We start from the raw sequence: 16,028 nt of genomic DNA on the forward strand, positions 1-16,028 counted from the left end.
CCCTCCGGCGGGGGCGTCCTCACGGTTCGGGGAAGTCGGCGCGCAGCCGGGTCAGGGCCTCGCGCTCGGCCTGGCTGCGCGCGATCAGGTCCCTGAACCCCGCGACCCCATCGGCCGGCGAGGGGGGCGGGGCCGGCGGTTCCTCGGCGGTGAGATCGTAAAGCCGCACCAGCGCCTTCTCGGCCTCGCTGCCATTCGCGGCAACGAAGCCCCAGTCGCCGCCACGCCAGGCCTCGGCGGTGGCGCTTGGCAGGTCGCCTGCGGCCGCAAAGATCTGCTGCGCGATCGCATGTTCGTTCAGCAGCACATGGGCGCGGGCCTTCAGCGCGGTGGCGCGGCTGCCGTCGAGCGCCTCGAGATAGGACAGCGCCGCCGGGCCGTCGCGTTCGGCGATGGCGGCGGCGGCCAGCGCCACCCGCCCGTCGGGCGTGCGCCCGAGCGAGCCGGCAAGCAGGTCGCGCACGGGGCCCGGCAGGCCCGCGGCGGTGAGCCGGTCGGCCATCTGCAACCGCACCAGATTGGGCAGCTCCTCCACCGGCACCTGATCGTGCCGGGCAAGGAACTGGCCAAGGAACAGTGTGTCGTCCGGCACCCGGGCGAGCAGCCCCCACAGACTGCGCCGGGTTTCCTGCACCAGCGCGGGCGTGTCCCCGGCGGGCCAGGCCGCGAGTGCCGCGAAGGCCTCGGAAAACCGCCCGACCGAGCCCTCGCCGAGGATCTGCGCGCGCAGCAGCCGCGCCCCCTCGGGTGAGCCGCGGAGTTCGCGCGCGCGCGCGGCGGCAAGCTCGACAGTCGCCTCGTCGACCGGCTCGCCGCGGCTGAGCCGGGTGTCGACCAGCAGGATCAGCGCCTGCGCCGCGTCGGCGCTGTTGCGGTCGATCATCCCGGCCAGGACCGGTTCGGCCTGCGCCGGCGCGCCCCGGGCGATGTCGATGCGCGCGTCGATCAGGCCGCGTGCGGGATCGCCCTCCGGCACGGCCCGCGCGATCATCGAGCCGATCTCGCGCGCGTCGCTTTCGGCGCCAAGCGCCAGCAGCCGGCGCACCAGCTCGGGGCCGACGATCTTGCGGATCGGCACCGGCAGCGCCGAGAAGCTGCGCCGCACGGCGGCCAGGTTCGGCGCCTCGTTCTGCGCCGTCCCGCGGCCGAGCAGGGCCCAGAGTGCGACCTTGCCGTCGCAGGCGGCCATGTGTGAGAGCGGCGAATCGGGCACCGGCAGCTCGTCGAGCACGGCGGCAACATAGGCGATTGCCCCGGCGGCGGGCGTGTCGAGGCCGAAGCCGCGCAGCGTGGCGCGCGCCTCGGTGCCGAAGCCGAGGCCGAGATAGGTGCGCGCAAGCCGTTCGACCGCGGCCGGGTCGGGGCGGTCGAACTCGCCCACCAGCCCCTGCCGTGCCGCTGTGATCTGCGCGCCCGCCGGGGCATCGGAGACCCAGCTTTCCAGCGCGAAGGCCCGGTCCGGCGCACAGCGCTGGCCGTTCGCAAGCAGCTGCGGCCCCGGGGCGCTGCCCATCATGTCGCGGTCGAAGACCGTCTGTGATGCGATCGCCAGATGGGCCCCGGCCGCGGCGGCGGGGGCCGCGCCGCTGGGCTGCGGCGCCGGCGCCATCGCCGGCGGTGTCACGAAGGCGCTGATGACCCCTTGCGAGGCGGCACGGCTGAGCTGGGCGAGCAGCTCGGTTTCCGCTTCGCGCACGCGCGGGTCGGGCGGGGCAAGGCGGGGCAGCAGTGCTGTCGGCGCGGCGGGGGCCGCAGGAAGGGGCGCAGGCGGTGTATGCTCGCGCCAGTAGGTCCCGAGATGATCGAGGCGCAGCGGCGTCCTGGGGGCCTCGCGCGGCGGGCTCCCCGGCATCGGCAGTTCGGGCGCATCGAGGATGTCGAGCACCACGGCGCCCGAGGCAAGCTGGAACGCCGCGTGCACCGTGCCCGTCGCCGTGGCGATGCGGATCGCGCCATCGGCCTGTGCGGCAAGCGCGGTGATCCGGTTGCGCGGGATCAGCCGGAAGACATCCGCGGTGTCATAGCCGAAGCTCTCGCCCGGGGTGCGCAGGGTGACCGCCCCCTCGCTCTCGCTCAGCTGCCAGTCGGTGCCGGGCGGCAACATGAAGACCAGGCGGGAGAAGCCGTCATGCTCGCCCGAGCGCACCGGCACCTGTTGCGCCAGCGCCGCGCCGGCCGCGCAGATCAGCGCGCCGCTTGCAAGGATCAGCCCGAGCCTCATGCCGCCTCTGCCTTCACCGTCCGCAGCGCCTCTTCCAGCTCGGAAAAGCTCGGGCGGATGTGATGGGGGGTGTTCTGCCGGCCGACCTCGATGCAGATGTTGGTCGCGTGGTTATAAAGATTGGCGACCAGCACCTCGCGGATCAGCTTGTAGAAATGGCTGTCCTCCTCGATCACCGCGCCGATCCGGCTGGCGAAGGGGCCGACGAAGCCATAGGCGAGGAAGACGCCGAGGAAGGTGCCGACCAGCGCACCGCCGATCATGTGGCCGAGGATCTCGGGCGGCTGGTCGATCGCCGCCATCGTCTTGATCACGCCAAGCACCGCGGCGACGATGCCAAGCGCGGGCATCGCGTCGGCCACGGTCTGGATCGCGTGGCTCGACTGCATCGCGTGCTCGTAATTGGCCTCGAGCTGCTTGTCGAGGATCTCCTCGACCTGATGCGGGTCGTCGTAATTCATCGAGGCGGCGCGCATCGTGTCGCAGATCATCTCGACCGCCTCGTGATCCTTCAGGATTTTCGGATATTTCTGGAAAATCGAAGAGCCCTGCGGCGCCTCGATATGTTCCTCGACGGCGACGGGGTTCTGCCGCACCAGCCGGATCAGCTCGAACAGCAGGCACAGCAGGTCGCGATAGTCGGCGGGCTGCCAGGTCGGGCCGCGGAACACCTTGCCGAGGTCGCGCAGCGTGTGCCTGATCGTCGCAAGGCTGTTCGACAGCAGGAACGAGCCCGCCGCGGCACCGCCGATCATGATCAGCTCGAACGGCATCGCCTTCAGGATGATGCCGATCTTGCCGCCTGCCGCGACGAAGCCGCCGAACACCATCACGAAGATGACGATCATCCCGACAATGCCGATCATTCATCTCTCTCCACAGTACGCCCGGCAGTCTTGCGCGGGGGATTGACCGATGCCGCGGTTCAGCGGCGGGGGACGCCGGCGTTCCTGCCGGCCATGATGACGCTGATCGAATAGCCGACCTCGGGCGTCAGGTTGGCGAGGACGGCAGCCGCCGCTTCGGGCCGCATCTTGCCGAGGAAACCCGCCGCGAATTCGGGCGCCATCGTCTCGAACAGCGGCGCGGCCTCCTTCGGCTTCATGTTTTCGTAGACGGTGACCAGCCGCGCGACATCCGCGTCGGCCCCGGAATCGGCGACCGCCACGGTCTTCGACAGCGCATTCTCTGCCGCGATCAGCGTCGCGAGACGCTCGTCGATGCGCTGTTCGGCGAGCCGCAGCGCCTGCGCCCGGTCGGCGATGATCCCTTCGCGCAGGCTCAGCTTCTGGTCCCGGTCCTCGAGCGCGCGCAAAAGCGCGGCATTCGCGGCCGGGTCGGGGCAGGTCGTGGCGGCGCCGCCGGTGCCGGCGTCGAGCGCCAGCGCCAGCCCGACGCCGTCGCCGATCCGCATCACCGCGGCCACCGCGAAGGTGCCGGCGATCAACGGCAGGAGGGCGCGGCCCGGGCGCCAGGGGCGGCGCGGCGGGCGGGCGGCGGGCGGCTTCATTCCGCCGCCTCCATCCCCGAGGCGCGGGGCCGGCGGCGCAGCACGCGGGGGCGGCGCGCGCCGGTCTCTGCCTCGGGCAGGTCGTGCAGGGCCGCAAGCATCAGTTCGAGCCGCTCGGCGCCCTGCTCGGCGCGTTCGGTCAGGGCGGTCAACTGCTCGGCCGAGAGCGCAGCGGTGGATTGCGCGCGGTTCAGCGCCTTCGTCATGTCGTCGACCTGGGCCGAGAGCACCGCGATCGCCCCGCCCATGCCGTTCTCGAGCTGGTTGAAGCGTTTCAGCCGGCGCGACAGGACCAGGCAATAGACCGCCGCGCCAAGTGCGCCGAGCCCGGCCAGAAGATCGGCAAACAATTGCATCGGGCTTTCCTCAGTTCAGAACGAATTCCATGATCAGCAGGTCGCGCACCCGGTCCGCGCCACACACGATCTGCACCCGGCGCAGCATCTGCGCGCGCAGCCGGATCAGCGCGGCCGGGTCCTCGATGTCGCGCAGATCGACCGCGCGCAGATAGCCGTTGAGCACGTCGACCACCCGCGGCCGCAGCAGCTCGACATCCTTCTGATAGGCGGCGGGCACCTCGATCTGGGCCGAAAAGCGCAGGTGCCGCGCGGCCGGGTCCGACAGCGAGATCACCATCGGCTCGAGCGCCACATAGGCGATGTCCGGCAAGGCCGCAGGCCCCGTCGCCGTGTCCTGCGCCGCGCCGTGACCGGCCGGCAGCAGCCCGAGGTAGAGCGCCGCAAAGCTCGCTCCGCCGCCGGCGATCATCAGCACGAGGCCGAAAATCAGCGGCAGTCTCGAGCTGTGGGAAGGGGCCGCTTCCGGCTCCGTCTGTGTCTGCGCCATCGCCATCGCATCACCGGTTTCTTCGTCGCCCCAGCTATAGCCCTGAGACGACTAACCGATTGTTAAGGGCGATCGCGGAAAGATGCCCGGGACGACGGGACAGATACCCGCTCGTGTGGAGGTGCGGCTTGCAACAGTTGACGACGGTATGGGGAAACCTCGACGCGCGTCGCCGCATCATCGTCCTCGGGGCCACGGCGCTTGTCTTTGCGGCGGTGCTGGCGCTGTCGGGCCTGACGGCGCGGCCGGACATGGGGCTGCTTTATGCCGGGCTCGACGGGGCGAAGGCGGGCGAGGTGATCTCCGCGCTCGAACAGCGTGCGGTGGCATACGAGGTGCGCGGCGATTCGATCTATGTCGAGGCGCCGAAGCGGGATGCGCTGCGGATGACGCTTGCGGCCGAGGGGCTGCCGGCGACCGGCGGCGCGGGCTATGAGCTGCTCGATTCGCTTTCGGGCTTCGGCACCACCTCGCAGATGTTCGACGCCGCCTATTGGCGTGCGAAGGAAGGCGAACTTGCGCGCACCATTCTTGCCAATCCGGCGATCCGCGCGGCGCGGGTGCATATCGCCCCGCCCGCGGGGGTCTCGTTCCGCACGCAAAGCCGCCCGACCGCTTCGGTGACCGTCACCACCGGCGCGGGCGGGCTCACACCGCCGCAGGCCAAGGCCCTGAAATACCTGATCGCCTCGGCTGTCGCGGGGATGACGCCCGAGGATGTCTCGGTGATCGACACGGCAAGTGGTCTGGTCGCGGCCGGGGACGAGACACCCGCCACCCTGGGCGAAGACCGCGCCGCGATGCTGCGCCGCAACATCGAGCGGCTGCTCGAGGCGCGGGTCGGTTATGGCAATGCGGTGGTCGAGGTTGCGGTCGAGACGGTGACCGAGCGCGAGGCGATCACCGAGCGGCGCATCGACCCGACCAGCCGCACGGTGATCTCCACCGACACTGCCGAAAGCTCGAACAAGGCCGACGAGAGCAAGACCGGCGGCGTCTCGGTTGCCTCGAACCTGCCCGACGGGCAAGGCGCGAATGGCGGCAATTCGCAGCGGCAGGGCAACGAGACGCGCGAGCGGACGAATTACGACCTGTCGGAAACCACGCGCGAGATCGTGCGCAATCCCGGCGACGTGAAGCGGATCACCGTCGCGGTGCTGGTCGACGGCACCGAGGGCAAGGATGCGAGCGGGCAGATCACGGTGGTGCCGCGGTCAGAGGACGAGATCGCGGCGCTGCATGACCTTGTCGCCTCGGCGGTGGGCTTCGATGCGGCGCGCGGCGATGTCATCACGCTGCGCTCGATGGCGTTCCAGCCGATCGCCGAGACCGGCGCGATGGCGACGGCGGGGATGCTTGGTGGCGGCGCGCCGCTGGACCTGATGCTGCTGATCGAGATTGCGGCGCTGGTGCTGGTGGTGGTCGTGCTGGCGCTGTTCGTGGTGCGGCCGGCGCTGGCGCCGCGCATCGCCATGCCGCCGCGCTCGGGCCTGCCCGCGCCGCTGTCGGCGCAGCCTGGCGCGGCGCCCGCGCTGATCGGAGAAATCAGCGGTGACGAGGCGCCGGAGCGCGAGATGGAACTGGTGGCGGATTTCGGCACCTCCGACCTGCCGGTGCCGATCTCGATGGCCTCGGCCTTCGGGGGGCAGACGGCCGAGCTCGAGGATGATCCGGTCGCCCGGCTGAAGCGGCTGATCGGTCAGCGTCAGGCCGAATCGGTCGAGATCCTGCGTGGCTGGATGGATAAAACGCAGGAGCGTGTCTGATGAGGAATCCGGTCCGGCTGGAAACCTTCGAGACCGACGCGGGCGCGCCGCAGCCGATCGAGATCGCCCCGGCCGCATTCGAGGAGGCGCGGTTCGCGGCCTTCGAGCAGGGCTATTCCGCCGGCTGGGAGGACGCGGTCGCGGCGCAGGACGGCGAGGCCGCAAAGCTGCGCATGCAGCTGTGCCAGCAGCTGCAGGAGATGTCCTTCACCTTCGTCGAGGCAAGGCGCAACCTTCTGGTCGCGCTGCAGCCGCTGTTGCTCGAGATGGCGGCGAAGGTTCTGCCCGCCGCGGCGCGGGAGGCGCTGCCGCGGATCGTCGTCGAACAGCTTCTGCCGCTGGCGGGCACGGTTCTCGACCGGCCGGTGACGGTGGTCGCCTCGCCCGCAAGCCTGGCGCTGCTGCGGGCGCTGCTGCCGGCGGCAGGCCTGCCGCTGACCTTCGCCGCGGAGCCGAGCCTCGGCGACGGCCAGGCCTATCTGAAATTCCCCGATGCCGAGACGCGGATCGACCTCGACGGCGTGACCGCGGCGATCACCGCGGCGATCCGCAGCTACTTCGATGCCACCTTGCAGGAGACCGACCATGGATGACGTTCGCCAAGACCCTGCCGCGAGCCCGTTCTCGCAGATCCCGATCGAGATCACGATCTCGGTCGGCAAGGCACGTCCGCTGGTGCGCGACCTGCTGCGGATGAAGCGCGACGCGATCCTGCCGCTCGACCGCAAGGTCGAGGACCCGGTCGAGCTTTACGTCGGCGACAAGCTGATCGCGCGCGGCGAGCTGACCGAGCTCGAGGGCGATCAGGCGGGCCAGCTCGCCGTGCGGCTGACCGAGGTGGTCGACCTGCAGAACGGGCTCTGAACCATGCGTCGTGTCGCGGTTCTGGCCGCGTTCCTGTGCCTTGCCGCGCTGCCCGCCGCGGCGCAGCAGATCTCGCTCGACCTCGGCGGCAGCGACAGCCTTGCCGGCCGCTCGATGCTGATGATCGCGGGGATCACCCTGCTCAGCATCGCACCGGGGCTCGCGATCATGGTGACCTGCTTTCCCTTCGTGGTCACCGTGCTGTCGATCCTGCGTCAGGCGATGGGGTTGCAGCAGTCGCCGCCGAACATGCTGATCGTCAGTCTCGCGCTGTTCCTGACCTGGTTCATCATGGAACCGACCTTCACCGAAAGCTGGAACGCCGGCATCAGCCCGCTCCTCGACGGCACGGTCGACCTTGCCACGGCGTTCGCGCGCGGGGTGGAACCGTTTCGCGGCTTCATGGCCGGGCGGGTGAACCCCGACACCTTCGCCCAGCTTTCCGGCCTGCGCGACGGCACCCCCTTCGCGGGCGAGCTGAAGGCGGCGCCGCTTTCCACCCTGGTGCCGGCCTTCATGCTGTCCGAGATCTCCCGGGCGTTCGAGATCGGCTTTCTCGTCTATCTGCCCTTTCTCGTCATCGACCTTGTCGTCTCGGCGATCCTGATGTCGATGGGCATGATGATGGTGCCGCCCGCCGCCGTGGCGCTGCCCTTCAAGCTCGCCTTCTTCGTGGTGGCGAACGGCTGGGTGCTGGTCTCGGGGGCGCTGGTGCGCAGCTATCTCTAGCGCCGCGGCCCGCGGCCGGTCACTCGGCCGCGCGGCGCGGCAGCACCCAGCCCGGACGGATCCGGTGGCAGGTATAGCCGTTCGGGAAACGCTCGAGGTAGTCCTGATGCTCGGGCTCGGCCTGCCAGAACGGGCCGGCGGGGGCGAGTTCGGTCACCACCTTGCCCGGCCACAGGCCCGAGGCATCGACATCCGCGATGGTGTCGAGTGCGGTCTGGTGCTGCGCCTCGGACATGTAGAAGATCGCCGAGCGGTAGGAGAGGCCGATATCGTTGCCCTGCCGGTTCGGCGTGGTCGGGTCGTGGATCTGGAAGAAGAACTCGAGCAGCCGGCGATAGCTGATCTGCGCCGGATCGAAGGTGATCTCGATCGCCTCGGCATGGGTGCCGTGGTGGCGATAGGTCGCGTTCGCCACGTCGCCGCCGCTATAGCCGACGCGGGTCGCGATCACCCCCGGAAGCTTGCGGATCAGATCCTGCATCCCCCAGAAGCAGCCACCGGCAAGAAGGGCGGTCTCGGTCATCATTTCACCATGTCCAGATAGTCGCCATAGCCTTCGGCCTCCATCCGGTCGCGCGGGATGAAGCGCAGGCTGGCCGAGTTGATGCAATAGCGCAGCCCGCCGCGGTCCTGCGGCCCGTCCGGGAAGACATGGCCGAGATGGCTGTCGCCGTGTTTCGAGCGCACCTCGACCCGCACCATGCCATGGCTGAGGTCGCGGTGCGCGGTGACGTGCTCGGCCTCGAGCGGGCGGGTGAAGGACGGCCAGCCGCAATGGCTGTCGAACTTGTCCTGCGAGGCGAAGAGCGGCTCGCCCGAGACCACGTCGACGTAAAGCCCGGGCTCGGCGGTGTCGGTGTATTCGCCGGTGAAGGGCCGTTCGGTGCCGCTTTCCTGCGTCACCCGGTATTGCTCGGGCGTCAGCCGGGCCAGCGCCTCGGGCGTCTTCGCATAGGTCCTGCTCATGCGGTTCCCTCCTGTTGCGGTCTGGCGCAGAAGATGGGGCGCGGGCGGCGGATGTCCAGCCCCGCGCCCTTGCGGACCGTCTCAGGCCACCAGCTGCTCGGCGCGCTTGAGGTCGACCGAGACGAGCTGGCTCACCCCCTGCTCCTGCATCGTCACGCCGAACAGCCGGTCCATCCGGCTCATCGTCACCGCGTGGTGGGTGATGACGAGGAAGCGGGTGTCGGTGCGCCGCGTCATCTCGTCCATCAGGTCGCAGAACCGGGTAACGTTCGCATCGTCGAGCGGCGCGTCGACCTCGTCGAGCACGCAGATCGGCGCCGGATTCGCCAGGAACACAGCGAAGATCAGCGCAAGCGCGGTCAGCGTCTGCTCGCCGCCCGACAGAAGCGACAGCGCCGACAGCTTCTTGCCCGGCGGCTGGCACATGATTTCAAGCCCGGCTTCGAGCGGGTCGTCGGATTCGACCAGCACCAGATTGGCCTCGCCGCCGCCGAAGAGGTGGGTGAACAGGTTGCGGAAGCTCTGGTTCACCTGCTCGAAGGCGGTCAGCAGCCGCTCGCGCCCCTCGCGGTTCAGCCCCTGGATGCCCGAGCGCAGCTTGCGGATCGCCTCTTCGAGGTCGCCCTTTTCCTGCACCAGCGTGTCGTATTCGCCCTGCACCTCGCGCGCGTCTTCCTCGGCGCGCAGGTTGACCGCGCCAAGTGCCTCGCGGCTGCGCTTCAGCCGGGCGACCTCGGTTTCCAGCTCATCGGCGCCGGGCATCTCCTCGGCGCCCTCGCCAAGGCTTGCAAACAGTGCCTGCGGCGATTGCTCGGTGACTTCGAGGATGCGGTCGGCGGCCTGCGACAGCGTCGCGCGGGCGGCCTCGACCCGAGCCTCGGCGCGGGCCCGGCCCTCGCGCGCCTCGCCGGCCAGCCGCTCGGCCTCGCGCTCGGCGAATTGCGCCTCGCGCAGCGCGGCCTCGGCCGTGGCCAGACGCTCCGAGGCGGTGCCGCGGCGCTCCTCGGCACTCTCGATCGCCTCGGACAGCTCCTCGCGCTTCGCCGCCAGCTCCTCGGGCACCTCGGCCGCTTCGGACAGCTCGTCCACCGCCTCGGCGCGGCGCGCCGCCAGTTCCGCCGAACGCTTCTCGGCGGTCTCGAGCCGGTGGCGCCAGCCGGACAGCTCCTTGGTGATCTCCTGCCGGCGCTTCAGCCGGGCTTCGCCCTCGCGGCGGATCTCGTCATGGGCCGAGCGGCGGGTGAGCATCGTCACCCGCGCCGCCTCGACCGTCATCTTCACCGCGTCGACATCGGCGCGCGCGGCATCGAGGTTCGGCAGCGCCGCCGATTGCGCCTCGGCCTCGGCGAGCGCCAGCCGCGCCGCGGACGCCTCGTCGCCATGCCGCTTCATTGCCAGCCGCGCGGATTCGAGCTTGCCCGCGGCAATCGCACGCTCGGCCTCGGCCCGGCTCAGCGCGCGGCCGGCTTCGGCCAGACGCTGATCGGCGGTGCGGCGCGCCTCGCGGGCGCGGGCATCGGCGGTCGAGGCATCGGCGAGCGCCCGGGTCAGCGCCTCATGCGCCTGCCGTGCGCCCTCGGCCCGCGCCGCGACCTCCTCGAGGTCGCGTTTCAGCTCGACCAGACGGTTGAGCTGGCGCAATCGCAGCGCGGCGGCGCTTGGCGCATCCTCGGCGCCGGCGCGGAAGCCGTCCCACCGCCACAGATCGCCCGCGAGCGACACCAGCCGCTGGCCGGGCGCCAGCAGCGGCTGCAACCGCGCGCCCTCGGCAGCGTCGGCGACAAGGCCGATCTGGCCGATGCGGCGGGCCAGCACCTCGGGCACGCCGACATGCGAGGCCAGCGGCGCGACGCCCGCGGGCAGCGGTTGCGGCGCGTCGTAATCGGGCAGAAGACCCCAGCCCGAGGCGGCGTCTTCCCCGACCTCGGGGGCGCGCAGGTCGTCGGCCAGCGCCGCGCCAAGCGCCGCCTCATAGCCCGGTTCCACCTGCACCCGGTCGAGCAGCTGCTGGCCGCTCGCCGCCTCGCGCTCGACCAGCCGGGCGAGCGCGGTCACCTCGGCGCGCAGCGCGCCGGCCTCGCCCTCGGCCTCGGACCGCATCGCACGGGCGGCCGATTCGCGGGCCTGCACCTCGGCACGGGCCTCCTCGGCGGCGGTCAGCATCTCCTCGGCGGTCTCGGTCGCCTCCTGCGCCTCTTCCTGCGCGATCTGCGCCGCCTCGAAGGCCTCGCCGGCGCGTTCAAGCGCCTCGGCGGCCTCCTCGGCCTGATCGGCCGCGCGCGCGGCCTCGGCCTCGGCGCGGGTCGCGGTCGCGCGGCTGTCGGACAAAAGCCGCTGCGCCGAGCCGTGCCGGGCCGCAAGCCGGGCGACATCCTCGGTCATCTCGGCGAGCTGCGCCTCGCGGTCGGCCAGCACCCCCGCCGCTTCGGCCGAGGCCTCGGCCGCCGCCTCGAGCTTGTCGTCCTGGCCTTCGGCCGCCTTCAGCAGCTGCCCCATCTCCCAGTCGAGCCGCTCGATCGTCTCGCCGGCGTCGCGGTTCAGCCCGGCCTCGCGCTCCATGTCGCGGTCAAGCTGGGTGATGCGCGATTTCAGCGTCTCGATCCGGGCCGCCGCCTGCGCTTCCTGATCGGAGAGCGCGTCGCGCTGCAACACCAGCCGCTGCAGGATCGCGCCGGCGATCGCCTCTTCCTCGCGCAGCGGCGGCAGGCCGTCTTCCTGCACCGCGCGCGCCTTCGCCGCCGAGCGCGCCGCGCCCTCGGCCTGCGCCGCCGCGGTCAGCCGCGCCCGCAGCCCCGCCTCGGCCTCCTCGCGGGCAAGGTCGGCCTCGCGCCAGCGCCGATAGAGCAGCATGCCCTCGGCCCGGCGCAGCGCCGCACCGAGCTCGCGATAGCGCGCCGCCTGCCGGGCCTGCCGGGCAAGCGTGGCCAGCTGCCCGCCCAGCTGCTCGACCACGTCATCGACGCGCAGCAGGTTCTGTTCGGCGCCATTGAGCTTCAGCTCGGCCTCGTGCCGGCGCTGATACAGGCCCGAGATCCCCGCCGCCTCTTCCAGAATCCGCCGCCGCGCCTTCGGCTTGGCGTTGATCAGTTCGGAAATCTGCCCCTGCCGCACCAGCGCCGGCGATTGCGAGCCGGTCGAGGCATCGGCAAACAGCATCTGCACGTCGCGCGCCCGCACGTCCTTGCCGTTCACCTTGTAGGCCGAGCCCGCATCGCGGGTGATCCGGCGCACGATCTCCAGCGTGTCGGCATCGTTGAAGCCCGAGGGCGCCAGCCGCTCGGTATTGTCGATGCTGAGCGAGACCTCGGCGAAGTTGCGCGCCGGCCGGGTGGCGGCGCCGGCGAAGATCACGTCCTCCATGCCGTCGCCGCGCATCGCGGTCGGGCGGTTCTCGCCCATCACCCAGCGCAGCGCCTCGAGCAGGTTCGACTTGCCGCAGCCATTCGGCCCGACGACGCCGGTCAGACCGTCGTGGATCACGAGGTCGGTCGGGTCGACGAAGCTCTTGAAGCCGTTCAGGCGCAGGCGGGAGAAGCGCAAGGCAGATCTTTCCGATTCTGTTCAGGGTGGGGCAGTTTCGGGTGCAGCCACGGGCGAGTCAACCGCGCACCCCATGATCTGGCGGGCTGGACGCGGTTATCCACAAGATCTGCGCGGGTTTCGGCTTGATCCCGGCCGCGCCTTGCCTAGGCTGGGCACAGGTTCGCGCAATAAGGGAAGGCCGATGGTCCCGGCTCTGTCAATCATCCTGATCTTTCAGCTCGTGGGCGAGGTGATCTCGCGCGCGCTGCACCTGCCGCTGCCCGGGCCGGTGCTGGGCATGGTGGGGCTGGTGCTGGCCTTGCAGATGATCCCGCCGCTCGGCGCGATCATCCGGCCCGCGGCGCAGGGGCTTTTGGCCAATCTGGCGCTGCTCTTCGTGCCGGCGGGGGTGGGGGTGGTGGCGCATCTGCCGACGATTGCCGCGCATGGGCTCGCGCTCGCCGTCTCGCTGGTCGTCTCGACGCTGCTTGCAATCATCGTGGGGGCGCTGACCTTCACCTGGGTCGCGCGGCTGGTGGGGAGCAATCCCGATGACTGACGCCGCACTGATCTGGTCCTACCTCGCCTCGAAGCCGCTTTTGTGGCTGGCTGCGACGCTGATCGCCTATTGGGCGGGCGACCGGATCTATCGACTGGCCCGCTGCAACCCGATTGCCAACCCGGTGCTGATCGCGGTGGTGCTGCTCGCGGTGCTGCTCGAGCTGACCGGCACCACTTACGAAAGCTACTTCGACGGCGCGCAATTCGTGCATTTCATGCTTGGCCCGGCGACGGTGTGTCTGGCGGTGCCGCTGCAGGCGAACCTCGGCAAGATCCGCAAGGCACTGGTGCCGATCACGGTGGCGCTGGTCGCGGGCTCGTTCACCGCGGTGTTCTCGGCGCTGGCGATCGCCTGGGCACTGGGCGCGGACAAGGGGCTGCTGGCCACGCTCGCGCCGAAATCGGCGACCGCCCCGGTCGCCATCGGCATCTCCGAAAGCCTCGGCGGCGCGCCGACGCTGACCGCGGTGCTGGTGCTGCTCACCGGCATGATCGGGGCGATCTTCGTCACCCCGATGCTGAACGCGATCGGGCTCACCGACTGGCGCGCGCGCGGCTTTGCGACCGGGGTCGCCGCACATGGCATCGGCACCGCCCGCGCCTTTCAGGTGAACGACACGGCGGGGGTCTTCGCCTCGATCGGGATGGGGCTCAATGCGGTGCTGACGGCCTTCCTCGCACCGCTGGTGCTGCAGCTGTTCCTCTAGCCGCGGGTGCGGGGCGGGCGCGGCTTGTAGACCGGCAGCTTCCAGCCCCAGCGCAGCGACCCGGCCCGCAGCCCGAAGGTCACAAGACCGCAGCCGATCGCCGCCGGCAGCCCCGGCGCGCCGGCCGCCGTCAGCAGCAGCGCCGCCCCCGCGCCGGCAAAGGCGCAGCTGAGATAGAGCTCGCCCTGCTTCAGCGTCAGCGGCACCTCGTTGCACACGACATCGCGCATCAGCCCGCCGAACGAGCCGGTGACCACCCCCATGATCAGCACCGTGACCGGCCCGTGCCCGCGCGACATCGTCACCGCGACACCCGCCGGCACCGCGACGGCGAGCGCACAGGCATCCAGCCACAGCAGCGTGCGATAGCGGCTTTCCAGCAGATGCGCGGTGAAGAAGACCAGCACCGCCGCCCCGGCGATCAGCACCATGTAGACGGGCTGGCCGACCCAGAACACCGGGATCCGCCCGATCAGCAGATCGCGCAGCGTGCCGCCCCCCACCGCGGTCAGGGCCGCGATGAAGATGAAGCCCACAAGATCGAGCTGCTGGCGCGAGGCGACCAGTGCGCCCGTCAGCGCGAAGACGAAGACCGAGATGTAATCGAGCGCGATGCCAACGGGCAGCGTCGTCAGATAGTCGATGACCGGATGCTGATCCCCGGGGGTCATGGCGGCGCCTCGCTGCGGTGTCGCCCGATGCTAGCCGGTTATTTGCCGCCTTTATAGGGGGCCATGCCGGCGCGGGCGAGCTCGTCGGCGCGCTCGTTCTCGGCGTGGCCGGCGTGGCCCTTGATCCATTTCCAGGTCACCCTGTGGCGCGCCTGCGCCGCATCGAGGCGCTGCCACAGATCGACGTTCTTCACCGGCTTGCGGTCCGCCGTCTTCCAGCCGTTGCGCTTCCAGCCATGGATCCAGCCGGTCACCCCGTTCTTCACATAGGCCGAGTCGGTGGTGATGGTGATCGCCACCTCGCGGGTCAGCGCCTCGAGCGCGCTGATCGCGGCCAGCAGCTCCATCCGGTTGTTGGTGGTCATCGCCTCGCCGCCGTTCAGCTCGCGCTCTTTGGCGACAGTCCCGCCCTCCATCGCGCGCATCAGCACGCCCCAGCCCCCCGGCCCGGGGTTGCCCGAGCAGGCGCCGTCGGTCCATGCAAAGAAGTCGGCCATGTCTTCCAATCGCTCCAAATATCCCGGGGTGCGGGGCAGCGCCCCGCATCTGTCCGCTCCGTTTGCGCCGCGCTCAGGCGGTGCGCAAGACCCGCGGCACCTTGAACTCGATGTCCTCGCGCGCGGTCTCGACCCGCTCGACGGTCAGCGCGTAATGCTCGGCGAAGGCGTCGATCACCTCGTTCACCAGCACCTCGGGCGCCGAGGCGCCGGCAGTCACGCCGACTGCGCGAATGCCCTCGAGCGCGCGCCAGTCGATGTCGGTCGCGCGCTGCACCAGCTGGCTGTAGGCGCAGCCCTCGGCGCGGCCGACCTCGACCAGACGGCGCGAGTTCGACGAGTTCGGCGCGCCGATCACCAGCAGCGCGTCGATCTTCGGCGCAATCGCCTTCACCGCCGCCTGCCGGTTCGTCGTGGCATAGCAGATGTCTTCCTTCGCCGGCCCGACGATCGCCGGGAACCGTGCCTTCAGCGCCGCGACGATCTCGGTGGTGTCGTCGACCGAGAGCGTCGTCTGGGTGATGAACGCAAGCCGCGCCGGATCGCGCGGGTCGAGATGCGCGACATCGTCCACGGTCTCGACCAGCAGCACCTCGCCGTCGGGCAGCTGCCCCATCGTGCCCAGCACCTCGGGATGGCCGGCATGACCGATCATCACCATCTGCAGCCCGGCCTCGTGATGACGCTCGGCCTCGATATGCACCTTGCTGACCAGCGGGCAGGTGGCATCGACCCAGATCATCTCGCGCCGCTGCGCCTCGGCCGGCACCGATTTCGGCACGCCATGCGCCGAGAAGATCACCGGCCGGTCGGCGGGCACCTCGTCCAGCTCCTCGACGAAGACCGCGCCCTTGTCGCGCAGCCCGTCGACGACGAACTTGTTGTGCACGATCTCGTGGCGCACATAGACCGGCGCCCCCCATTTCTCGAGCGCCATCTCGACGATCTTGATCGCCCGGTCGACGCCGGCGCAGAAACCGCGCGGCGCGGCGAGGTAGAGGGTCAGGGCTGGCTTCATCGCGCTCTCCTTGGTCTGTCCCTGACCTAATGCGCCCCGCCCGGCGCGTCCAGCCCGGCGCGGGCGGCATGCAAAAGGCAAAAATAGCCGCGACACATTCGGTCAATTCATGCTGCGTACGCGAATTTTTATTGCGCTGCGACTGCAAAA

Annotated in this window: 17 protein-coding genes; 6 read left to right on the plus strand and 11 right to left on the minus strand. The window is 70.5% G+C overall.

Annotated features, from left to right (window positions below; translation table 11 throughout):
* Positions 1–19: 19 nt before the first annotated feature.
* From EOW66_RS13320 to EOW66_RS13340, 5 genes are read right to left on the minus strand one after another with little or no spacing between them, the layout of a single operon-like run.
* Entirely contained in the window at positions 20–2,221 is a 2,202-nt protein-coding gene (locus EOW66_RS13320) for a hypothetical protein (protein WP_128156816.1), read from the minus strand.
* Entirely contained in the window at positions 2,218–3,087 is an 870-nt protein-coding gene (motA, locus tag EOW66_RS13325; protein WP_128156817.1) for a flagellar motor stator protein MotA, read from the minus strand. Before motA ends, EOW66_RS13320 begins: the two co-directional genes overlap by 4 nt.
* A gap of 59 nt (positions 3,088–3,146) precedes the next feature.
* Positions 3,147–3,731, minus strand: a complete 585-nt coding sequence (locus EOW66_RS13330) for a MotE family protein (RefSeq protein WP_128156818.1) — start codon at positions 3,729–3,731, stop codon at positions 3,147–3,149.
* Positions 3,728–4,087 (minus strand): hypothetical protein, encoded by a 360-nt coding sequence (locus EOW66_RS13335; RefSeq protein WP_128156819.1) that lies wholly within the window; start codon positions 4,085–4,087, stop codon positions 3,728–3,730. The genes EOW66_RS13330 and EOW66_RS13335 overlap by 4 nt, the downstream gene beginning before the upstream one ends.
* 10 nt (positions 4,088–4,097) lie before the next feature.
* Positions 4,098–4,577 carry a flagellar basal body-associated FliL family protein gene (locus EOW66_RS13340; protein ID WP_128156820.1) on the minus strand — a complete coding sequence of 160 codons (480 nt, stop codon included), beginning with the start codon at positions 4,575–4,577 and terminating at the stop codon, positions 4,098–4,100.
* A gap of 128 nt (positions 4,578–4,705) precedes the next feature.
* Between EOW66_RS13340 and fliF the strand changes: the two genes are divergently transcribed.
* The 4 genes from fliF to fliP are packed head-to-tail and all read left to right on the plus strand — an operon-like array spanning position 4,706 to position 7,936.
* Positions 4,706–6,343 (plus strand): flagellar basal-body MS-ring/collar protein FliF, encoded by a 1,638-nt coding sequence (gene fliF / locus EOW66_RS13345; protein ID WP_128156821.1) that lies wholly within the window; start codon positions 4,706–4,708, stop codon positions 6,341–6,343.
* Positions 6,343–6,936 carry a flagellar biosynthesis protein gene (locus EOW66_RS13350; RefSeq protein WP_128156822.1) on the plus strand — a complete coding sequence of 198 codons (594 nt, stop codon included), beginning with the start codon at positions 6,343–6,345 and terminating at the stop codon, positions 6,934–6,936. Before fliF ends, EOW66_RS13350 begins: the two co-directional genes overlap by 1 nt.
* Entirely contained in the window at positions 6,929–7,207 is a 279-nt protein-coding gene (locus EOW66_RS13355) for a FliM/FliN family flagellar motor switch protein (RefSeq protein WP_113901536.1), read from the plus strand. The genes EOW66_RS13350 and EOW66_RS13355 overlap by 8 nt, the downstream gene beginning before the upstream one ends.
* 3 nt (positions 7,208–7,210) lie before the next feature.
* Positions 7,211–7,936: a flagellar type III secretion system pore protein FliP gene (gene fliP / locus EOW66_RS13360; RefSeq protein ID WP_128156823.1), complete on the plus strand. Its 726-nt coding sequence runs from the start codon at positions 7,211–7,213 to the stop codon at positions 7,934–7,936.
* 19 nt (positions 7,937–7,955) lie between these two features.
* Here the strand turns inward: fliP and msrA are convergent, their stop codons facing one another.
* The 3 genes from msrA to smc form a co-directional block, all read right to left on the minus strand.
* On the minus strand, positions 7,956–8,459 hold the full coding sequence (gene msrA, locus EOW66_RS13365) for a peptide-methionine (S)-S-oxide reductase MsrA (RefSeq protein ID WP_206363709.1): 504 nt from the start codon (positions 8,457–8,459) through the stop codon (positions 7,956–7,958).
* On the minus strand, positions 8,459–8,902 hold the full coding sequence (gene msrB / locus EOW66_RS13370; RefSeq protein ID WP_128156825.1) for a peptide-methionine (R)-S-oxide reductase MsrB: 444 nt from the start codon (positions 8,900–8,902) through the stop codon (positions 8,459–8,461). The genes msrA and msrB overlap by 1 nt, the downstream gene beginning before the upstream one ends.
* 81 nt (positions 8,903–8,983) lie before the next feature.
* Positions 8,984–12,442: a chromosome segregation protein SMC gene (gene smc, locus EOW66_RS13375; RefSeq protein ID WP_128156826.1), complete on the minus strand. Its 3,459-nt coding sequence runs from the start codon at positions 12,440–12,442 to the stop codon at positions 8,984–8,986.
* A 184-nt stretch (positions 12,443–12,626) separates the two neighbouring features.
* On the opposite strand from smc, the gene EOW66_RS13380 reads away from it, so the two are divergent.
* Both EOW66_RS13380 and EOW66_RS13385 read left to right on the plus strand, forming a co-directional pair.
* Positions 12,627–12,983, plus strand: coding sequence for a CidA/LrgA family protein (locus EOW66_RS13380; RefSeq protein WP_128156827.1), 357 nt, complete (start codon positions 12,627–12,629; stop codon positions 12,981–12,983).
* The gene (locus EOW66_RS13385) at positions 12,976–13,692 is read left to right on the plus strand and encodes an LrgB family protein (RefSeq protein WP_128156828.1); all 717 of its coding nucleotides are present in this window, start codon (positions 12,976–12,978) and stop codon (positions 13,690–13,692) included. Before EOW66_RS13380 ends, EOW66_RS13385 begins: the two co-directional genes overlap by 8 nt.
* Here the strand turns inward: EOW66_RS13385 and EOW66_RS13390 are convergent.
* From EOW66_RS13390 to ispH, 3 genes are all read right to left on the minus strand, one after another.
* On the minus strand, positions 13,689–14,363 hold the full coding sequence (locus EOW66_RS13390; protein ID WP_128156829.1) for a trimeric intracellular cation channel family protein: 675 nt from the start codon (positions 14,361–14,363) through the stop codon (positions 13,689–13,691). The genes EOW66_RS13385 and EOW66_RS13390 overlap by 4 nt on opposite strands.
* Before the next feature lie 38 nt (positions 14,364–14,401).
* On the minus strand, positions 14,402–14,860 hold the full coding sequence (gene rnhA, locus EOW66_RS13395) for a ribonuclease HI (protein WP_128156830.1): 459 nt from the start codon (positions 14,858–14,860) through the stop codon (positions 14,402–14,404).
* Between the two features lie 73 nt (positions 14,861–14,933).
* Positions 14,934–15,878 (minus strand): 4-hydroxy-3-methylbut-2-enyl diphosphate reductase, encoded by a 945-nt coding sequence (gene ispH, locus EOW66_RS13400; RefSeq protein ID WP_128156831.1) that lies wholly within the window; start codon positions 15,876–15,878, stop codon positions 14,934–14,936.
* Positions 15,879–16,028 lie beyond the last annotated feature (150 nt).

This window comes from Paenirhodobacter huangdaonensis, assembly GCF_004022465.1.
In the GTDB taxonomy this organism is placed as follows: Bacteria; Pseudomonadota; Alphaproteobacteria; order Rhodobacterales; family Rhodobacteraceae; genus Rhodobacter; species Rhodobacter huangdaonensis.